We start from the raw sequence: 19,100 nt of genomic DNA on the forward strand, positions 1-19,100 counted from the left end.
CCATGGCTTTTGAAAACGTCGATTACACGTCGCTCTCCATTCCCGCGGCACCGTTCTCCGATCCCTCGATCATCCCCGATTTCCCCAAGAACAAGGTCCCCCGTCACGTCGGCGTCATCATGGACGGCAACGGACGCTGGGCACAGCAGCGCGGACTGATCCGCACCAACGGCCACCAGGCCGCCGAGCCCGTGGTCTTCGACACCATCGCCGGCGCCATCGAAGCCGGCGTACGCTACCTGAGCCTGTATACGTTCTCCACCGAAAACTGGAAGCGCTCGCCGCAGGAGGTGCGCTTCCTCATGGGCTTCTCGCGCGAGATCATCCACCGCCGCGTGGCGCAGATGGACGAGTGGGGCGTGCGCGTGCGCTGGTCCGGTCGCCGTCCGAAGCTGTGGAAGTCGGTGATCGACGAGCTCGAGGTGGCCATGGAACGCACCAAGAACAACAAGACCATCGACGTGGTGTTCTGCATCAACTACGGCGGTCGCGCCGAGATCGCCGACGCATGCGCCGCCATCGCCCGCGAGGTGCGTGACGGCCGCATCTCCGGCGATCGTGTGACGGAGAAGATGATCGCCCAGCACCTGTACAACCCCGACATTCCCGACTGCGATCTGGTGATCCGCACGTCCGGCGAGCAGCGCACCAGCAACTTCCTGCCGTGGGAGGCCGCCTACGCCGAGCTCGACTTCGTGCCCGAGCTGTTCCCCGACTGCGGTCGCGAGGTGCTGTGGCGCTCCATCGACCACTACATTCATCGTGATCGTCGCTTCGGCGGCGTCAAGCGCTGAGTCGGATACTTCTGACTCCTTCGTGTGACTCCATGCGGGCGTCCCGCCGGAACCTGTCGGCAGGACGCCCGCATGTGTCGTCAGTAGCAGTCCCAGGTGTAGAGGACCTGGGAGAAGTCAAGGTGCCGCAGCTGGTCTGGGCGAATGAAGAAGTTCGCCACGCCGCTGTCGCCGAACATCACGTCATCCGTTGAATCGATCTGCAGCAGCATCGTGTCGGCGCCACGCCATATGGGGTCATTGGTGCGCGGATCCTCCTGCGTGAACAGCGGATAGCCTCCGATCTGGTGCCCGCCCCATGCCAGAAGATCGGCCAGCGTATCGGAGATCTCCGCCTCGTGCATGCGGTAGAAGTCGCGATCCCGGTCATTCATCGAACCAATGCACCGTTGCAGTTCGCCGTCGAAACGATGATCGGACGTGGTGATCGCCTGCGTGGCGAGCGTGGGCGCCAGCTGCAGCGTAAAGCGTTCGTTCGGGAATGGCAGATCGGTGTCGGACTTCCATGCCGGGTGGAACGTACGCAGCGGCGTTCTGACGTCCGGCACGGTGGGGAGGTACCGGATCCTCCACGTCTTCTGCGATTGAGGGTCGTCGAGATTCATGCCGTAGAGCGGGTCGTCGCCGGCGATGAAGAACTGCAGCAGGCCATGGTCGGGGAAATCGGGAAGATGCGGCAGCTGGCCGAAGTTGAGCTGGGCGAGCAGATACAGCGACTCGCCGGTCTCCTTGTTGCGCGGCGGTCGCATGCCCTCGGGAACGTAGAACGCGCCTCCGATCTTGGTGTCGAACACGGACGGTGCGGCGGCCGTCGGCGTGAGCTGGATCACGGGGGCGTCGGTCGAGTGCCTGATCATGGAGGCGATCACCTGCGCTACGTAATCGCTCAGCTGGGGTATGCGCGCGGTGTCGGCGTAGGCCTCGTCGCGCTGGATGCCGGTGACGGCGGTATCGATGGGGTTGTGAATTCCGTGGGCCAGCCCCTGTTGCTCCGCCGATGGCCCCTTACCGAATAACCTGTCCAGCAGTCTCATGGCACTCCTTATTCGAGATGACGATACAGGCGTTGCTCAGCGTAATCGTCATACGTTGATTTCGTTTGTCTGAATAGTGAAGAAGCGGTGTCAATCAACGCGCCACACACATATAGTCATCATGACTATATGTGGTATGCTCATATCTGATTTCGCACGGGACGCTGATTCACGCATGCACGTGGAACGCATTTGACGACCCGTGGCGACTACAGACGTGACATACCGCACACCATATGAGCAATATGAGGAAGGGAAACGACCATGAGCGTGGCTTCCGTCAATGAGATCATCGAACGACTGGGCGCGACCAGCACCTGCGACGCCGGACTGACCAAGGATCCGTGGACATTCGACACCACCCGGCCCACCTACGGCCCCGGCGCGTCCGCGCTCGACATGATTCCGAAGAACGCACCCCGCCAGCAGCCGCTGCCGGACGAATACCGCAACGCCTCCGACGACGAACTCCAGCAGCGCATCCGCGACGCCAAGGCGCGTCTCGGCTCCAAACTGCTGATCCTCGGCCACTTCTACCAGCGCGACGAGATCATCGTGCACGCCGACTACGTGGGCGACTCCTTCCAGCTCGCCAAGAACGCCACCCAGTGCCCGGACGCCGAGCACATCGTCTTCTGCGGCGTGCACTTCATGGCCGAAACCGCCGACATCCTCTCCAAGCCCGAACAGAGCGTGACCCTGCCGAACCTGTCGGCCGGCTGCTCCATGGCCGACATGGCCGACATCGACCAGGTGGAGGACTGCTGGCAACAGCTTGGCGAGATCTGCGGCACCAAGCCGGACGCCGACGGCCGTCAGCAGATCATCCCCGTCACCTACATGAACTCCGCCGCCTCGCTCAAGGCGTTCTGCGGACGCAACGGCGGCATCGTATGCACGTCGTCCAACGCGCACGCCGTACTGGAATGGGCGTTCGCCCGCGGCAAGCGCGTACTGTTCTTCCCCGACCAGCACCTCGGCCGCAACACCGCCCGCGCCATGGGCATCCCGCTGAGTCAGATGCCGCTGTGGGATCCGTACAAGCCGCAGGGCGGCGCCAGCAACCCCGACGATTACGCCAAGGCGAAGATGATCCTGTGGAAGGGCTTCTGCTCCGTGCACCAGCGCTTCACCGTGGACCAGATCGAACGCGCCCGCAAGGCATACCCCGGCGTGAAGGTGATCGTGCACCCCGAATGCTCCATGCAGGTCGTCGACGCCGCCGACGGCACCGGCTCCACCGCCTACATCGTCAAGGAGATCGCCAACGCCCCCGCCGGCGCCACCATCGCCGTGGGCACCGAGATCAACCTCGTCAACCGCCTGGCCGCACAGTACCCGGACAAGACCGTGTTCTGCCTCGACCCGGTGGTCTGCCCGTGCTCCACCATGTACCGCATTCACCCCGCATACCTCGCCTGGGCGTTGGAGAACATCGAACAGGGCAACATCGTCAACCGCATCACCGTGGACGACGACACCGCGCGCGAGGCCAAGGTGGCGCTCGAACGCATGCTGCGCGTCCACCCGTGATGCAAGCGGACTGAGGGGAGAACAACCGTGAATCCTGAACACAACATCGTCGTCATCGGCGCAGGCGTGGCCGGACTGTCCGCCGCGCTCGCCGTGGCCGGCACCGGCCATGATGTGGTCCTGGTGACCAAAACCGAGCTCGTGGAATCCAACACCTACCACGCGCAGGGCGGCATCGCCGCGGCCATCTTCGCCGACGACGATCCGAAACTGCACGCCAAGGACACCATGGCCGCCGGCCACGGCCTGTGCGAGCCGAAGGCCGTGGACATCCTCACACGCGAAGGCGCCGACCGCGTACGTGAGTTCGCCGCCGCCGGCGTGCGATTCGACCGCGACTCCGAAGGCCACATGCTGCGCGGACTCGAAGCCGCGCATTCTCGCGCCCGCGTGGTGCACGCCGGAGGCGACGCCACCGGACGGATCCTCGAACTCGACGTGTCCGCCATGGTGCGCGCGAACCCGCATATCCACATCATGGAGCACGCGTTTCTCAAGGATCTGATCGTACGGGACGGCGCGATCGCCGGCGTACGGTTGATGGTCGCCGCCGGATCCGACGATTCCCGCACGGTCACCGATCTTGCCGCGGACCGCGTGATCCTCGCCACCGGAGGCGCCGGTCGCATGTATCCGTACACCACCAACCCGCAGGTGGCCACCGCCGACGGACTCGCTGCCGCCCTGCGCGCCGGAGTCCAGACCGCCGACCTCGAGTTCTACCAGTTCCATCCCACGGCACTGGCGGTGGGGGAGCACTTCCTCGTTTCCGAAGCGGTGCGCGGCGAAGGCGCGATCCTGCTCGACGAACATGGCGAACGCTACATGACCGCCGTGGACCCACGCGCCGAGCTTGCCCCGCGTGACGTGGTGGCCCGCGAGAACTTCCGCGTGATGCAACGCCAGAACGGTCGCCCGGTCATGCTCGACGTCTCGCCGATGCGCAAGGAAAACCCCGACCTCGCCGCATTCCTGAAGCATCGATTCCCCACCATCGACGCCTACACGCGCTCGCTCGGCTTCGACTGGAGTCGCGAACCGATCCCCGTGGCTCCCGCCGCGCACTACTACATGGGCGGCATCCGTACCGATCTCAACGGACGAGCCAGCATCCCCGGCCTGTACGCGGCCGGAGAATGCGCCCGCACCGGCGTGATGGGCTCGAACCGGCTCGCGTCGAACTCCCTGCTCGAAGGGCTCGTATTCGGCCGCCGCGCAGGGCTTGCCGCCGTCTCGGACCCCACCGGCACCGCATGGGATCCGGTACCGTTCGCGAACTCCGCGACGGGAGAGCCCACCAACAACAATCCGATCATGCTGGATACGCCGAAGACCTCCTCCGAATCTCCGGCATCGGAGGTCTGGAACCGGGACCGTATCGAACAGACCATGTGGCATGACGTCGGCGTGCTGCGCGACGACCACGGCCTGTGTGATGCCATCGAACGGCTCGGATCCGCGCTTGCCGCCGCGAACACGGCCGAAGCCGACGCCACCGGATCCGGTGCGGTCACCGATCTCGAGAACCGCAACATGCTCACCGTCGGCTACGTGGCCGCAAACGCCGCGCTTGCCCGCACCGAATCCCGCGGCGCGCATGCCCGCACCGACTACCCGGACGCACGCGACGAGTGGGCCATGTCCACGGCCTACGTACTGCGGTAATCCACATCCGTCGAGTGCACTTACCAACCAAAAGGAAACCCATGCTTACCGAGCACATCATCCGCACCACCATCGAGGCGGCACTGGCCGAGGACGCCCCCGCCGGCGACATCACCTGCGAGGCGACCATCCCCGCCGACGCCGTGGGAACGGCCCGGCTGACGGCACGCGAACCCGGCGTGATGAGCGGCATCAGCGTGTTCTCCGCCACGTTCATCACACAGAACCCAGCGATCCGCGTCAGTTCCACCATCCGGGACGGCGAACGTTTCGAAGTCGGGCAGAGCCTCGCCGAAGTCAGCGGACCGGTGCGCGACATCCTCACCGCCGAACGCGTGGCGCTTAACCTCACGCAACGCATGAGTGGCATCGCCGCCATGACCGCGGCATTCGTGGCCGAGGTCACACGCGGCAACGCCCTGCCCAACGCCGTGACGCCGCGTCGATACGGGCACACCCGCATCGTCGACACGCGCAAGACCACGCCGCTGCTACGCCCGTTCGAAAAGTACGCGGTCACCTGCGGCGGCGGATACAACCACCGCTACGGCCTGTCCGACGCCGTAATGGTCAAGGACAATCATCTGGCCGCGCTCGCCGAACAGGGCATCGACCTGACCGGTGCGATCCGTCACATCCGCGAGCGCGTGGGCCACACCACACACATCGAGGTGGAAGTCGATCGACTCGACCAGATCCCGATGGCGCTCGACGGCGGCGCCGACACGATCATGCTCGACAACTTCTCACTCGACGACACGCGCACCGGCGTGGAGACGATCGACGGACGGGCGATCGTGGAGGCCAGCGGCAACATGACGCTCGACCGTGTGGCCGCCGTGGCCGCCACCGGCGTGGACATCATCTCCGTCGGCGCGCTCACCCACAGCGTGCGCAGCATCGATCTGGGACTCGACTATGAGTAGTGACGACGGCGAACTCTATCTTGACGCCGCATCCACGGAACCCGTGGGCCGCGACGTGATCGACGCCATGCTGCCGTTCATGACCGACGCCTACGCGAATCCGGCCAGCGTGCACAGGACCGGCAAGACCGCGGCCCAGGCGCTGGACGCGGCACGACGATCATTCGCCGCGAATCTGGGGGCGCGGCCCGACGACGTGATCTTCACGTCCGGCGGCACCGAATCGGACAATCTGGCGGTCAAGGGCATCGCGCTCGCCCGCATGGAGCGGATGCGGCGGGCCGCCACCGATGCCTCGTCGCTTTGTCCGCGCATCATCATCTCCGCCGTGGAACATCCGGCCGTGGCCGAATCCGCGGCATGGCTGGAACGGTTCTTCGGATTCGAGGTGGTGCGTGTTCCCGTGGACTCGACGGCGCGCATCGATCTTGAGGCTCTGGACCGGGAGGTTGCCGCTGCTCCTGAACGCACGGCGCTGGTGTCGGTCATGCTCGCCAACAACGAGGTGGGCACCATCCAGCCGGTTGCGGACGTGGTGCGCATCGCCCACGCCGCCGGGGTGCCGGTGCATGTGGATGCGGTGCAGGCCGCGGGTCAGATTCCCATCCGCATGCGTGACTGGGACGTGGACGCACTGAGTGTCTCCGGCCATAAGTTCGGCACCCCCAAGGGCCTGGGAGCGCTGCTGGTGCGCTCCCGCACGCCGATTGAACCATTGCTCAGCGGCGGCGGCCAGGAACGTGGCCTGCGTTCCGGCACACAGAACGTGGCCGGCGCGGTGGGGTTGGCGATCGCGTTGGATGGGTCGATCGCGTTCATGCGCGAGCATCACGCCGAACTCATCGCCTCGCGTGACCGTCTGATTCGTGGCGTGCTGGACGCCGTTCCGCAGGCCCGGCTTACGGGTGATCCGGAGCATCGACTGCCCGGCCATGCCTCATTCATCTTCCCCGGCGTGACGGGCGAGGCACTGCTGGTGGACCTGGACGCGCGCGGCATCGAATGCTCGTCCGGTTCGGCGTGCGCGGTGGGTCGTCACGAGATCCCACCCACCCTGCTGGCCATGGGACTGGAGCCGTCGGTGGCCAAGTCCGCGTTGCGCCTGACCTTCCGCCGACCGCTGTCCGATGCGGATGTGAACCGCACCGTCACCGCCATCCGCCGCTCCTGCACCGCGCTCGGTTTGTAGCGCCTGCTAGCGCCTATTTACGCGAGGAAGACAAAAAGGCTCCAACGGTATTTCCGTCGGAGCCTTGGACTTTCGGGGCCGGTTACTCGAGGCCGATGGAGGCGAGGTTGTGGGTGGTCAGGGCGCTGACGGCGAGGTCGCCGGACTCAGCGGCCAGCTTCACGGCACGCGGACCGTCCGCGGCGTAGCTGTAGGAGCTCATCGCCTGACGGCCATCGTTCACATACACCTCCACGGAGCCACGATCCACGTACACGCGCAGCTTGAGCTCATCGGCGGCCAGCTCGGCCTCCGTGAGCGGGGCCACACGGTAGCCGCGATCGCCGTAGGCGTTGGCCTGACGGTCGAGCACCACGCCGCCGATCTGATCGTCATAGGCCACGTACGTGTAGGAGCCGTCGGCGGTGGCGTGCACCTTGATGCCGGCGCGCTCGGCGGTGGTGTGCTTCAGATCGATCGTCAGCTCGATCTCCATGGCCTCCGCATCCTCGGCCACCACATGCTCGCTGCCGGACTTCACATTCACGGCGCCCAGATCGGTGCTGTCGGTGCGCAGTCCGGTCATTTCGGCGGCCGGCACAGTGTGGATGTCGCCGTCCTCACCAAGGTAGACCTCGCGCGGCAGGGTCAGCTGACCGCACCATCCCTCGTCGTCCAGCGGAACGGGCTGCACGAACGGGCTGAGCCAGCCGTACATGATCTGGCGTCCGCCCTCGGCGTCGTTCGTGTCGCCGGGCACGGTGTTGAACGACTGCGGGGCGTAGAAGTTGTGGCCGCAGTCCCACGGGCGGAACTCGGTCTCCGGCTTGAACTGTCCGCCGGGCTCCCACGTGCCGATCATGTAGCCGGCGTTGTTCACGTTGCGGTTCATGAAGCCGTTCTTCTTGGCGCCCATGGCGGAGAAGCCGATGACCCACTTCTCGTTGCCGTCCTTGTCGGTCACGGGGAAGAAGTCGGGGCATTCGAGCATGAACACGTCCGGATCCGGGTGCTCGAACAGCACGGTCTTGAACGTCCACTCGACCATGTCCTCGGAGGTGTACAGCCACATCTGACCGCGCTGCTCGGCGGAGCTCACGCCGAACGTCATGTACCACACGCCGCCGGTCTTCCACACCTTCGGGTCGCGGAAGTGCTTGAATCCCTCCGGGTTGTCGATGATCACGCCCAGCTTCTCGAAGTGGACGCCGTCGTCACTCACTGCCGCGCACTGCACCTCAAGGTTCTCGTCGGCATCGTCCACGCCGTTGGCCCAGCGGTGGCCGGTGTAGAAGATCCAGAGTCGCCCGTCGTCGCCCGTGGTGGCCGAGCCGGAGAACACGCCGGCGCGTTCGGCCTCGAGGCTGGGTGCGAGGGCGATGGGTTCTCGTTTCCAGTGGATCATGTCGGTGCTGGAGACGTGGCCCCAGTGCATGGGTCCCCATTGGGTGCCGTAGGGGTGGAGCTGGTAGAAGACGTGCCAGCGTCCCTTGTAGTAGCACAGGCCGTTGGGGTCGTTGATCCATCCGCCGTTGGAGGCGATGTGGAACTTGGGGTACCAGCGGTCGTTGCGTTCTGCGGCGAGCTTGGCCACACCGGCCTCGGCCTGGGCAAGGGCCTCGTCATGGTCGACGAATTCCCGATTGATGTCATTCATCGTTGAATGCCTTTCTCCCTGCAATCGTCAAACGATTTACGATTATAGTGGACGACACGAGGGCAGCATCTGTTTATGCAAAATTGTCCGAACATGTGCGGTTTTACGACGAATCGAACATTGAAAATGTCGTAAAACCGCATTCGTCCGGTGAAAACTTGACAGTGCCGGCCGCAGTTTCGCCCTGCACCGGATGCGGCCGCGCCCGTCAGTCGCGCCTCGCCACCGACTCCTTGCTGATCAGCGTGCAGTGGATCCTCGCGGGGGACTCGTCCAGCGGCGGCAGCGGCGACAGGCCGACGTCACGCGTCAGCATATCCGGTTTCGGCTCACGTCCCTCGATCATTGACACGAGCTTGAGTGCGCCCCAATATCCCATTTCGTAATGCGGCAGATCCACGGTGGTCAGCAGCGGGGCCAGCGTCTCGGCGAACACACGATGATTGTCGACGCCCACCACGCTGATGTCTCGACCGATTTCCAGACCGCGTTTGGCGGCGCACTGATAGACATACCACGCCCGTGCGTCGTTGAAGCAGAACACGCCGTCCGGTTCAGCGCGATCGAACAGATCATCCACCGCGTCGAGTGCCGGACGGTTGAACGTCACGCCGATGTCCAACGATTCGTCGTAGCCGAGCCCCGATTCCTCGAGCGCACGACGATACCCCGCACGACGGCCCAGATCGGCCACATATACGCGATCGCACGCGCCGATATAGGCGATCCGACGGCATCCCGCCTCGATCAGGTGCCGGGTCGCGTCGTATCCGATCGACTCCTCGTCGGGCACGATGTACGGCACCCGTCCGGAATCGTCGATACCGTCCAGCAGCACGGTGGGCAGCTTCATCAGACTGTCGGGCACGACCGTATGCTGATCGTACATGCGCGCATACATGAAACCGTCCACGCCGTACTGACGGAGCGTGGCGATCTCCCGTTCCTCAAGATTCCTGTCGCCGTTCGTATTCACGGTGAGCAGCATGTAGCCCATCGCGCGAGCGGCATCCTGTGCGCCGAGAATCAGTCGCCCGGCATAGGGCGTGGTGGCGATCTCGTCGCTGACGAACCCGATGATCCGTGTCCGGCTGGTCCTCAGGCTCCTCGCCAAAGGATTGGGCTTGTAGCCCGACGCCTTCGCCTCCGCGCGAACCCGCTGCGCGATCTCAGGCTTGACTCTTCCGGCATCGCGATCGTTCAGCACCAAAGAGACCGTCGATACCGAAACCCCCGTACGTTCGGCAATCTCCTTCATCGTAGTCATAGTTACAACGTTATACCGCATTGCGCGGGGGTTCGGTAGCGAGGTATGGACTAATTCCGCTCTTCGTCCAGAATGTGGTCCACCAATTCCACCTTGCGACGAATCTGGCCGCTCACGCCCGGACGCATATCCATCTGCAGACTCACCTGCGTGCGATAGCCGTGATCATACAGTACGAACGCGGCGCGCTTGACCATGGCCAGCACGTCGTCGTAGTCGCCCTCGATATCGGTGCTCATCGCGTGGGTGCTGTTGTCCAGACCGGACTCGCGTATCACACGAATCACCTGCGCCACATACTCGCTCAGCTCCTCGCCCACACCAGTCGGCCAGATCGTCAGCTGAGCCATCGTATTGACATAGTCGGGGGAGTCCGGTCCCAGCAACACACCGCCCTGTGGCCGCGGCGCCGGCGCGTGCACGGCATCGCCCTTCACGCCCTTCCACGCCTCGACCAGCTCGCGCGTGGCCGCCTCGGGATCGTCGGCGCCCGCGATGGCCGACACCACGAACCAGCCGGCGGCACCCGCACGGGCCAGCGGCGCCACATCGGAAAGCTTCACGCCGCCACCGGCAACCACCGGGTAATCGCTGATCGCACACAGACGACCGATCGCCGCGATCGAATCCGAATCATCCGCCGCCTTCTCGATCAGCGTGGCCTCCGGCTTGGTGTCGGTGGGATGCACCGCACCCGCGCCGATGTAATCCACCACGCCGGCCGGCAGATCCTCGATGATGTCGAACAGTTCGGTGGTGTTCGCGGACAGGCCCACAATCGCATCCGGACCAAGCAGCCTACGGCACTCGGTGGCCGGCACATCGGTCTGCCCCACATGCACGCCATCGACCTTGATGCCCATGTTCCGTGCGGCAAGCACGGCATCCAGACGGTCGTCAATAAGCAGCGGCACTGTCTCGCTCTTGCCAGCGTCCGCGATTACCTGCGCGATGTCACGCGCCATGGCGATGATCTCGCCTGCGTCGGAATGCTTGGCGCGCAGCTGCACGATGGTCACGCCGCCACGCAGCGCCTGCGCCACCACATCGGTGACCGGACGGCCATGTGTATCGTCGGGGCCGAGCACCAGATAGGCGGAAATGTCAAGCACGTCACGCATCGATGCGTACGGGAAACGAGTGGTCATTGCATGCTCCTTGAATATATGAATGTCGTCGGTATCGTCAACGTCTCAGGCATAGATCGGCGACTGCGCGATCTCATCGGCCGTGGTGTTCCACAGGGCATCCAGGAACGCCGTCTGGAACGATCCCGGCCCCTCCGCCACACGTTCGGCGGCATCCGCGGCACGGTTGTAGTGCAGCGCCGCGGCCAACGCGGCGACCAGCGGACGCGCCACGCACGCATACGTGGCCGTCACGCCGCCCAGAGAGCAGCCGGCGCCCGTGATCTTCGTCATCCACACGCTGCCGCCGGGCAGACGGAAGTCGCGCTCGCCGTCGGTGACCAGATCCACGGCCCCCGACACCGATACCACGCCGCCGATGAACCGGGCGAGCGCATGGGCCGCGGGAATCGCCGCCTCGATCTCGTCATGGGCCTCCACGCCGGCGCGCGACTTGGAATCAGCGCCGTCAAGCCCCCAGATACCAGCCAGCGCGATCGCCTCGGACGCATTGCAGCGGATGATCGTTGGGGGCGTCTCGCGGAACGCGCGCAGGATGTCGCCGCGCAGCTTGCCGGCACCGGCCCCCACCGGGTCGAGTACCCACGGCAGTCTGCGTTCCACGGCGTCGCGGGCCGCGGCCGGGTATTCGTCACGGAACTCGGCGAGCAGGGTGCCCATATTGATATAGGTGGCCTTCGACGCCCCGGCCGAGTCCAACGCCCCGGCCTCCTCGCCGCTGTAGTGCATGGCGGCCGTGCCGCCCACGGCGAGCTGGGCGTTCGCCACGAAGTTGATGGTCACGAAGTTCGTCAGCGACTGGGCGAGCGGCGTGGTGTCGCGCACGGCGTCCACGGCCGCGGCGATCTCGTCTCGCAGCGGATCGTTCACGGCGATGTTGCCGGAACCGGGATCGAAACTCATGAAAAAATGCCTCCCTACGATGGTGTTGACCAACAGGTTCCAAGGGTCAGGCGCGGCGCCTTTCTCAACCCTTGCGGGTTCCCCTGCATTGTGCCATCGACGCTATGCCGTCGTTCGGACAACCCGCGAGCGGATCCGTCCGTCTTCGGCGGATGTTCTGTCAGCGCATACAGATAGACTCAAGGGCGCAAAACAAGACCCCAAACCGTTCAAACCAGAAGGTGCATTGTGGCTCAGTCCAAACTTGATGAAGTCGTATCCCTCGCGAAGCGTCGCGGTTTCGTGTTCCCCGCCGGCGAGATCTACGGCGGCACCCGTTCCGCGTGGGATTACGGCCCGCTCGGCGTGGCGCTCAAGGACAATATCAAGCGTGAGTGGTGGCGTTCGATGGTCGTCACCCGCCCCGACGTCGTGGGCGTCGACACGTCCATCATCCTGCCTACCCCGGTGTGGGTCGCGTCCGGTCACGTGGCCGTGTTCAACGATCCGCTGGTCGAATGCCTGAACTGCCACAAGCGCAACCGCGCCGACAAGCTCGAGGAGTCCTACGCCGAGAAGCATCACGACCAGCTGCCGGAGAACGGCATGGCCGACATCGTGTGCCCCGACTGCGGCACCCGTGGCAAGTGGACCGAGCCGCGCGACTTCAACATGATGCTGCGCACCCACCTCGGCCCGGTGGAGGACGAGAACAGCCTGCACTACCTGCGTCCGGAGACCGCGCAGGGCATCTTCGTGGACTTCAAGAACGTGATGACCTCCTCCCGTTCCAAGCCGCCGTTCGGCATCGCCAACATGGGCAAGTCCTTCCGCAACGAGATCACGCCCGGCAACTTCATCTTCCGCACCCGCGAGTTCGAGCAGATGGAGATGGAGTTCTTCGTGGAGCCCGGCACCGATGAGGACTGGCACCAGTACTGGATCGACGCCCGCACCCAGTGGTACCTCGACCTCGGCGTCAAGCCGGAGAACCTGCGCCACTACGAGCATCCGAAGGAGAAGCTCGCCCACTACTCCAAGCGCACCGTGGACATCGAGTACAAGTTCGGCTTCCAGGGCTCCGACTGGGGCGAGCTGGAGGGCGTGGCCAACCGCACCGACTTCGACCTGTCCGCCCACGCCAAGCACTCCGGCGAGGACCTGAGCTACTTCAACCAGGCCACCGGCGAGCGCTACGTGCCGTACGTGATCGAGCCCGCGGCCGGTCTGACCCGCTCCCTGATGTGCTTCCTCGTGGACGCCTACGACGTGGACGAGGCCCCGAACACCAAGGGCGGCGTGGACAAGCGCACCGTGCTGCGCCTCGACCCGCGTCTGGCTCCGGTCAAGGCCGCCGTGCTGCCGCTGAGCAAGAAGCCCGAACTGCAGAACGTGGCCCAGAACCTGGCGAACGATCTGCGTCAGAACGAGTGGATGATCGACTACGACGAGTCCGGTGCCATCGGTCGTCGCTACCGTCGTGAGGACGAGATCGGCACCCCGCTGTGCGTGACCGTCGATTTCGATACGCTCGACGATCAGGCCGTGACGATCCGCGACCGCGACACCATGAACCAGGAGCGTGTGGCGCTCGACAAGGTGGCCGACTACGTGGCCGCCCGCATCGGCGAGCACCGTACGCATGTGCCGCTCAAGCCGGTGTCCATGGGCGGCGACGCCTGGCCGGACAGCGTGCACATCCAGGAGGCCGGCGGCCTGTACTAAAGCGGCCGTCGCCATGCCGGCCGGTGCGAACGGTTATGTTCCGCGCTGGTCGGCATTGAGCGCATAGTGATCGTCGTGGCGTGTCAGCGCGTTCTCGGCGACCATGACATTTCATGACATACGACTGGTGGGGTGCGTCCCGAGACGCTTCCCGCCAGTTCGTTTCGTAGGCGTTTTCCGTAGATAGCCGGAAGACATCCGAGAAAAGGAACCATGGAAGCAGAAGCAACCGTCAGCAGCACTCCCGCCATCGAGTCGACCGAACCGGCCGTGACCATGCCTCCGGTGGATCTTGGACCTGTTCACGTCACGACGCCGGTGGTGCTCTCGCCCATGGCGGGCGTGACGAACTGGCCGTTCCGCGTGCTGTGCGAGGAGTACGGCCCCGACGGCCTGTACGTGGCCGAGATGATCACGGCGAGGGCCTTGGTGGCCCGTAATCCCAAGGCCCTGCGCCTGTGCCGCTTTGCGCCGAGCGAGAAGATCCGCTCCCTGCAGCTGTATGGCGTGAGCCCGGCGATCGTGGAGATGGCCGCGCGCATCGTGGTCGATGAGCATATGGCCGACCACGTGGATCTGAACTTCGGATGCCCGGTGCCCAAGGTGACTCGTCGCGGCGGTGGATCGGCGCTGCCGTGGAAGACCGAGCTGTTCCGCGAGATCATTCGTCGTGTGGTGAAGGTGTGCGCTCCGGAGAACATTCCGGTGACTGCGAAGATCCGTGTGGGCATCGACCACGAGCATGAGACGTTCCTTGAGGCCGGTCGCATCGCCCAGGAGGAGGGTTGCGCCGCGGTGACGCTGCATGCGCGCACCACGGCCGAATACTATGGCGGCCATTCTGACTGGAGTCGCATCGGCGAGCTGGTGGATGAGCTCGATATCCCCGTGTTCGGCAATGGCGACATCTGGAGCGCCGAGGACGCCCTCGCCATGGTGCGTCAGACCGGTTGCGCCGGCGTGGCCATCGGTAGGGGGTGTCAGGGCCGTCCATGGCTGTTCGCCGATCTCAAGAACGCGTTCGCCGGTTCCCCCGAGCGTGTGAACCCCACGCTCGGCGAGGTGGGACAGGTGATGATGCGCCATGCCACGCTGCTCACCGAGTTCTACGACGGCGACGAGACCATGGCCGTGCATGACCTGCGCAAGCACGTGGCGTGGTATCTCAAAGGGTTCCCCGTGGGGGGCGGCACGCGCCGCGCGTTCATGGAATGTGAAAACTTGGAGGATGTTCGTCGGCGCATCGACGAGCTTGACCCGAGCATTCCGTTCCCCGAAGCCGCGGAAGGCAAGCCGCGCGGCCGCGTACGCTACGCGAAGAAGGTCCATCTTCCCTACGGATGGCTGGATTCCCAGGAGCTGACCGAGGAACAGAGACGGGACGTGATCAGTGCGGACCCGTTGGACGCCTCGTACTGATCAAAAGCGCGTACACGCTATAAAATAAACACGTTTAGACGGTAATACTGCGATAGAGTTAGACATAACCGTGAGTGACAGGAGCATACAGTGAGCGACATTGCCCAGGCTGAGAACTTCAGCGATAAGACCCTCATCAAGGTCGTCGGTGTGGGCGGAGCCGGCGGCAACGCGGTGAACCGCATGATCGCGGAGGGCCTGCAGAACGTGGAGTTCGTTGCCATCAATACGGACGCCAAGGATCTGCTGCGTTCCGATGCCGATGTCAAGATCTCCCTTTCCGACGCCTCCAGCCGTGGTCTCGGCGCCGGTGCCGACCCGGAGAAGGGCGCCAAGGCCGCCCAGGACCACCAGTCCGATATCGAAGAGGCGCTCAAGGGCGCCGACATGGTCTTCGTCACCTGCGGCGAGGGCGGCGGTACCGGTACCGGCGCCAGCCCGCTCGTGGCCCGCGCCGCACGCCAGCAGGGTGCGCTCACCATCGCCGTGGTCACCCGTCCGTTCAGCTTCGAAGGACCGCGTCGTTCCGCGTCCGCGGACTCCGGCATCGAGAACCTGCGCAAGGAAGTCGACGCCCTGATCATCATCCCGAACGACCGTCTGCTTGATCTGTCCGATCGCTCCGTCAGCGTGATCGACGCCTTCAAGACCGCCGACTCGGCACTGCTCGCCGGCGTGCAGGGCATCACCGACCTGATCACCATGAACTCCTACATCCACGTGGACTTCTCCGATGTCACGGCGATCCTCAAGGACGCCGGCACCGCCCTGTTCGGCATCGGTTCCGCGCGGGGAGAGGACCGCGCCAGCCAGGCCGCGGAGATCGCCATCAGCTCCCCGCTGCTCGAGGCCAGCATCGAAGGTGCCCACGGTGCGCTGCTCAACATCGCCGGTCCGACCGACCTCACCCTGCAGGAGGCCAACGAGGCCGCCGAACTGGTGCGCGAGGCCATCCACCCCGAAGCGCAGATCATCTGGGGTCTTGCGCTCGACGACTCCTATGGCGACGAGGTGCGCGTCACCGTCATCGCCGCAGGCTTCGACGCCAAGAAGGGCGTGGAGAGCTACCGTCCGGCCGATCGTTCCGATGTGAAGGTGCCCCAGCTGCCCGAGCTGCACCTGACCAACGGTGCCGTGCAGTACGCGCAGAAGCCCGCCGAGGAGAACCCGCAGCCGGCCCACAAGCCGGCGGCTCAGGCCCCCGCTCATCCTCAGCAGGCCGCGCCTCAGCCGGTGCAGACTCCCGTGGCCCCGGTGAACCCGGTACACCAGCCGGCGCCGCAGCAGGCTCCCGCCTCCACGGCAATGCCGTCGTCCACGACCATGCCGGCCGTTCCGTCGTATGACGATGCCACGAACGAGCACGCCGCCGTCTCGCGCACTCCGAGGATCCCCGATTCCGAGCTGGGCGATCTGGACATCCCCGACTTCCTGCGCTGATCGATAGTACTGGAGGGTTATCATGGCCGGTTTCATGAAGAACGCGATGACGTATCTCGGCATGGCGGACGTTGTTGACGACGATGACGATGTCGTGCCCGAGGAGACCGTCGTGGACGAGTCTCCCTCGTTCGATTCGGATCGCAGTGTGACGCCGGCCGCCGCCCCCACGCCTACTCCGGCGGCGGCACCCAGCCGCACTCGCACCGCTCCGTTCAAGGGACAGCTCAACCGGATCACCACGATTCATCCCAAGTCCTATGAGGAGGCGCAGCTGGTCGGTCGCGCCATCCGCGACGGTGTGCCCGTGGTTCTGAACCTCACCGGTGTGGAGGAGAGCACCGCGTATCGCATCGTGGACTTCTCCGCCGGAGTGGTTTTCGGCGTGCGTGGCTCCATTGAGCGTGTGACCCCCCGTGTGTTCCTGCTTAGCCCGGCTCAGGTGAACATCAAGGTCGAGGAGACTCCGTCGTCCTCGAATTCCGATATCTTCGGCGCCTGAGCCGCACCGTCATATCCGCGCGGATTCCACGGAACTCCCAGCTCCCGTCCGTTTCCCATTCGGCGAACGGTCAGGGAGTATGGGACCGTCCCTGATACGGTGAAGGCATGAGTTTCGTTTTTCTTCTGCGCCTGCTGCTGAGTTTTCTGATCGACGCCTATATATTCGTGCTGTTCGCACGTATGATCCTCGATTGGGTACGTGTGCTGGCCCCTCGGTGGTATCCCAGAGGAGTGGTGTACTCGCTGATCGACGTGATCTACCGACTCACCGAACCGCCGCTGCGCTGGCTGCGACGCTACATCAAGCCGCTGCCGCTCGGCGCGATCTATCTTGATGTGAGCTTCATCGTGCTGTACTTCGCGCTGGTGGTGCTGCAGGTGCTGATCTGATTCCGTCCGGCCGGTTCGCACCGGCCTGTCCGACGGTTCCGATGAGGGGTGGGGAGTGACACCCCCGAAAGCCACGCGCAAATGGCGCAACGCCTAGACAGTCACGGGCTACGTGCTAGCATGGTTCCGATACGTAATTTCATAAGCTCCCTATGAGCTGAGAGTGAGGTTGGGATCTGCAATGGCCCTGTTGACACCGAATGATATTCGTAACCATATTTTCCAGACGGTACGTTTCAAGGAAGGCTACGACATCGACGAGGTCGATGACTTCCTCGATGAGGTTACCGAAACGGTGGAGGCGCTGGGAAGTCAGGCTGCCCAGTCGGGTTCCACCCAGTCTCTGGGACCGGATGTGGCCGCGCTGAACGAGAAGATCTCCCAGCTGACCAACGAGAACAGCCAGCTGAAGGATCAGCTGGCCCAGGCTCAGCAGACCGCTCCCGAGGCCAAGGCGAATGATTCCGAACAGGTGCAGGCCCTCGCCAGCCAGAACGCCCAGCTGAAGAGCCAGGTGGACCAGCTCAACGCCCAGATCGACCAGCTGACTGCCCAGTCCGCCAAGAGCGATGGCGCCGCCAGCCAGCTTGAGGCCGAACGTCGCCGCGCCTCCGAGGTCGCCAACCAGCTTCAGGCCGCCAACGGCCAGATCCAGACCCTGAACGGTCAGCTTCAGGCCGCCAAGCAGCAGATCGCTTCGCTCCAGCAGGCCCAGAACACCGCCAACGGCCAGAACAACGATCAGATCGCCGCGCTCAACCGCGAACTCGAGGCCTCCAAGGCCCGCGAGGAGCAGCTGCGTCAGCAGCTCTCCAAGGTCGAGCCCTCCACCGAGACCGGCAGCCTGCGCAAGATCGCCGGTGCCGGTGCCGGTGCCACTACCGAGCCCGAGCGCGCCACCGCCATGCTCGCCCTGGCTATGCAGCTGCACGACCAGTACGTCGACAAGGGCAAGGCCCAGCGTGATCAGCTCATCGCCGACGGTCAGGCCAAGCACGAGGACGTCATCCAGAAGGCCGACGCCTACTCCAAGCGCATCCACCAGGATGCCGACGCCTACTCGCAGCGCGTGCACACCGAGGCCGACGCCTACGGCAAGAAGACTCGCAACGACGCCGACGTCTACCAGGCCAAGACCCGCAACGAGGCCGACGACTACTCCGCCAAGACCCGCAAGCAGGCCGACGAGTACTCCAAGAAGACGCATTCCGAGGCCGATGCCTACAGCAAGCAGACCCGTGCCGCCGCCGAGCAGTACGATGCTCAGGTGCGCAAGGACACTGAGGCCGAGGCCAAGAAGATCCGCGACGTGGCCGACGAGTACGATCACCGTACCCGCAGCGCCGCCGACGACTACGCCCAGCAGGTCAAGGACAAGCTGTACACCGACTCCAAGGTCATCGAGGGCAACATCGAAGGCCTCAAGCAGTTCGAAGCCGAGTACCGTAGCCGCCTGACCGAGTTCCTCGGCCAGCTGACCACGCAGATCTCCGACACGAACAACTACCAGTCCATGCAGGACTTCAACGGCGGCAACCGCTGATCGTT

At 64.6% G+C, this 19,100-nt stretch carries 16 protein-coding genes and 1 riboswitch; of the genes, 11 read left to right on the forward strand and 5 right to left on the reverse strand.

All coding sequences use genetic code 11. The annotated features are described in order from the left end of the window. Nucleotides 1–2 precede the first annotated feature (2 nt). Nucleotides 3–794, forward strand: a complete 792-nt coding sequence (locus tag Tam10B_RS04665) for an isoprenyl transferase (protein ID WP_093960083.1) — start codon at nt 3–5, stop codon at nt 792–794. A gap of 80 nt (nt 795–874) precedes the next feature. Here Tam10B_RS04665 and Tam10B_RS04670 read toward each other — a convergent pair whose 3' ends face one another. Further along, nucleotides 875–1,828 (reverse strand): YwqG family protein, encoded by a 954-nt coding sequence (locus tag Tam10B_RS04670; protein WP_093960084.1) that lies wholly within the window; start codon nt 1,826–1,828, stop codon nt 875–877. A gap of 264 nt (nt 1,829–2,092) precedes the next feature. Here Tam10B_RS04670 and nadA point away from each other — a divergent pair, with 264 nt between their 5' ends. Genes nadA through Tam10B_RS04690 form a run of 4 tightly spaced genes read left to right on the forward strand, consistent with a single transcriptional unit; the run spans nt 2,093 to nt 7,141 of the window. Further along, nucleotides 2,093–3,361, forward strand: a complete 1,269-nt coding sequence (gene nadA, locus Tam10B_RS04675; RefSeq protein WP_093960085.1) for a quinolinate synthase NadA — start codon at nt 2,093–2,095, stop codon at nt 3,359–3,361. Nucleotides 3,362–3,388: 27 nt separating this feature from the next. Then, nucleotides 3,389–5,026, forward strand: coding sequence for an L-aspartate oxidase (gene nadB / locus Tam10B_RS04680; protein ID WP_233133587.1), 1,638 nt, complete (start codon nt 3,389–3,391; stop codon nt 5,024–5,026). Between the two features lie 41 nt (nt 5,027–5,067). Continuing rightward, nucleotides 5,068–5,952 carry a carboxylating nicotinate-nucleotide diphosphorylase gene (gene nadC / locus Tam10B_RS04685; protein ID WP_093960086.1) on the forward strand — a complete coding sequence of 295 codons (885 nt, stop codon included), beginning with the start codon at nt 5,068–5,070 and terminating at the stop codon, nt 5,950–5,952. Then, entirely contained in the window at nt 5,945–7,141 is a 1,197-nt protein-coding gene (locus tag Tam10B_RS04690) for a cysteine desulfurase family protein (protein WP_093960087.1), read from the forward strand. The genes nadC and Tam10B_RS04690 overlap by 8 nt, the downstream gene beginning before the upstream one ends. An 82-nt stretch (nt 7,142–7,223) precedes the next feature. On the opposite strand, the gene Tam10B_RS04695 is transcribed toward Tam10B_RS04690, so the two are convergent. The 4 genes from Tam10B_RS04695 to Tam10B_RS04710 all read right to left on the reverse strand — a co-directional run bounded on the left by Tam10B_RS04695 (nt 7,224) and on the right by Tam10B_RS04710 (nt 12,095). After that, nucleotides 7,224–8,777 (reverse strand): glycoside hydrolase family 32 protein, encoded by a 1,554-nt coding sequence (locus Tam10B_RS04695; protein WP_093960088.1) that lies wholly within the window; start codon nt 8,775–8,777, stop codon nt 7,224–7,226. A 208-nt stretch (nt 8,778–8,985) separates the two neighbouring features. After that, a complete protein-coding gene (locus Tam10B_RS04700) occupies nt 8,986–10,044 on the reverse strand; it encodes a LacI family DNA-binding transcriptional regulator (protein ID WP_093960089.1) in 1,059 nt (352 codons plus the stop codon). Nucleotides 10,045–10,094: 50 nt separating this feature from the next. Continuing rightward, nucleotides 10,095–11,192, reverse strand: a complete 1,098-nt coding sequence (gene thiE / locus Tam10B_RS04705; RefSeq protein WP_093960090.1) for a thiamine phosphate synthase — start codon at nt 11,190–11,192, stop codon at nt 10,095–10,097. 45 nt (nt 11,193–11,237) lie between these two features. Further along, nucleotides 11,238–12,095: a hydroxyethylthiazole kinase gene (locus tag Tam10B_RS04710; RefSeq protein WP_093960091.1), complete on the reverse strand. Its 858-nt coding sequence runs from the start codon at nt 12,093–12,095 to the stop codon at nt 11,238–11,240. Next, nucleotides 12,089–12,190, reverse strand: a riboswitch (TPP riboswitch). It overlaps the preceding gene by 7 nt. 133 nt (nt 12,191–12,323) lie before the next feature. Here Tam10B_RS04710 and Tam10B_RS04715 point away from each other — a divergent pair. The 6 genes from Tam10B_RS04715 to Tam10B_RS04740 all read left to right on the forward strand — a co-directional run bounded on the left by Tam10B_RS04715 (nt 12,324) and on the right by Tam10B_RS04740 (nt 19,095). Continuing rightward, on the forward strand, nt 12,324–13,799 hold the full coding sequence (locus Tam10B_RS04715) for a glycine--tRNA ligase (RefSeq protein ID WP_093960092.1): 1,476 nt from the start codon (nt 12,324–12,326) through the stop codon (nt 13,797–13,799). 213 nt (nt 13,800–14,012) lie between these two features. Continuing rightward, nucleotides 14,013–15,218, forward strand: coding sequence for a tRNA dihydrouridine synthase DusB (gene dusB / locus Tam10B_RS04720; protein ID WP_093960093.1), 1,206 nt, complete (start codon nt 14,013–14,015; stop codon nt 15,216–15,218). 90 nt (nt 15,219–15,308) lie between these two features. Then, complete coding sequence (ftsZ, locus tag Tam10B_RS04725) at nt 15,309–16,658, forward strand: cell division protein FtsZ (RefSeq protein WP_093960094.1); 1,350 nt, start codon at nt 15,309–15,311, stop codon at nt 16,656–16,658. Nucleotides 16,659–16,680: 22 nt separating this feature from the next. Beyond that, nucleotides 16,681–17,160 carry a cell division protein SepF gene (locus Tam10B_RS04730; RefSeq protein WP_093960095.1) on the forward strand — a complete coding sequence of 160 codons (480 nt, stop codon included), beginning with the start codon at nt 16,681–16,683 and terminating at the stop codon, nt 17,158–17,160. Nucleotides 17,161–17,267: 107 nt separating this feature from the next. Beyond that, entirely contained in the window at nt 17,268–17,552 is a 285-nt protein-coding gene (locus Tam10B_RS04735; protein WP_093960096.1) for a YggT family protein, read from the forward strand. Nucleotides 17,553–17,733: 181 nt separating this feature from the next. Next, on the forward strand, nt 17,734–19,095 hold the full coding sequence (locus Tam10B_RS04740) for a DivIVA domain-containing protein (RefSeq protein ID WP_093960097.1): 1,362 nt from the start codon (nt 17,734–17,736) through the stop codon (nt 19,093–19,095). The last annotated feature ends 5 nt before the right edge of the window (nt 19,096–19,100 follow it).

It is taken from the genome of Bifidobacterium vansinderenii, from assembly GCF_002234915.1.
GTDB lineage: Bacteria > Actinomycetota > Actinomycetes > Actinomycetales > Bifidobacteriaceae > Galliscardovia > Galliscardovia vansinderenii.

What these genes read in the sequence shown, in the direction of transcription:
- Tam10B_RS04665 (WP_093960083.1), top strand. Translation starts at nt 3, where the DNA reads ATGGCTTTTGAAAACGTCGATTACACGTCGCTCTCCATTCCCGCGGCA.
- Tam10B_RS04670 (WP_093960084.1), bottom strand. Translation starts at nt 1,828, where the DNA reads ATGAGACTGCTGGACAGGTTATTCGGTAAGGGGCCATCGGCGGAGCAA.
- nadA (WP_093960085.1), top strand. Translation starts at nt 2,093, where the DNA reads ATGAGCGTGGCTTCCGTCAATGAGATCATCGAACGACTGGGCGCGACC.
- nadC (WP_093960086.1), top strand. Translation starts at nt 5,068, where the DNA reads ATGCTTACCGAGCACATCATCCGCACCACCATCGAGGCGGCACTGGCC.
- Tam10B_RS04690 (WP_093960087.1), top strand. Translation starts at nt 5,945, where the DNA reads ATGAGTAGTGACGACGGCGAACTCTATCTTGACGCCGCATCCACGGAA.
- Tam10B_RS04695 (WP_093960088.1), bottom strand. Translation starts at nt 8,777, where the DNA reads ATGAATGACATCAATCGGGAATTCGTCGACCATGACGAGGCCCTTGCC.
- Tam10B_RS04700 (WP_093960089.1), bottom strand. Translation starts at nt 10,044, where the DNA reads ATGACTACGATGAAGGAGATTGCCGAACGTACGGGGGTTTCGGTATCG.
- thiE (WP_093960090.1), bottom strand. Translation starts at nt 11,192, where the DNA reads ATGACCACTCGTTTCCCGTACGCATCGATGCGTGACGTGCTTGACATT.
- Tam10B_RS04710 (WP_093960091.1), bottom strand. Translation starts at nt 12,095, where the DNA reads ATGAGTTTCGATCCCGGTTCCGGCAACATCGCCGTGAACGATCCGCTG.
- dusB (WP_093960093.1), top strand. Translation starts at nt 14,013, where the DNA reads ATGGAAGCAGAAGCAACCGTCAGCAGCACTCCCGCCATCGAGTCGACC.
- Tam10B_RS04730 (WP_093960095.1), top strand. Translation starts at nt 16,681, where the DNA reads ATGGCCGGTTTCATGAAGAACGCGATGACGTATCTCGGCATGGCGGAC.
- Tam10B_RS04735 (WP_093960096.1), top strand. Translation starts at nt 17,268, where the DNA reads ATGAGTTTCGTTTTTCTTCTGCGCCTGCTGCTGAGTTTTCTGATCGAC.
- Tam10B_RS04740 (WP_093960097.1), top strand. Translation starts at nt 17,734, where the DNA reads ATGGCCCTGTTGACACCGAATGATATTCGTAACCATATTTTCCAGACG.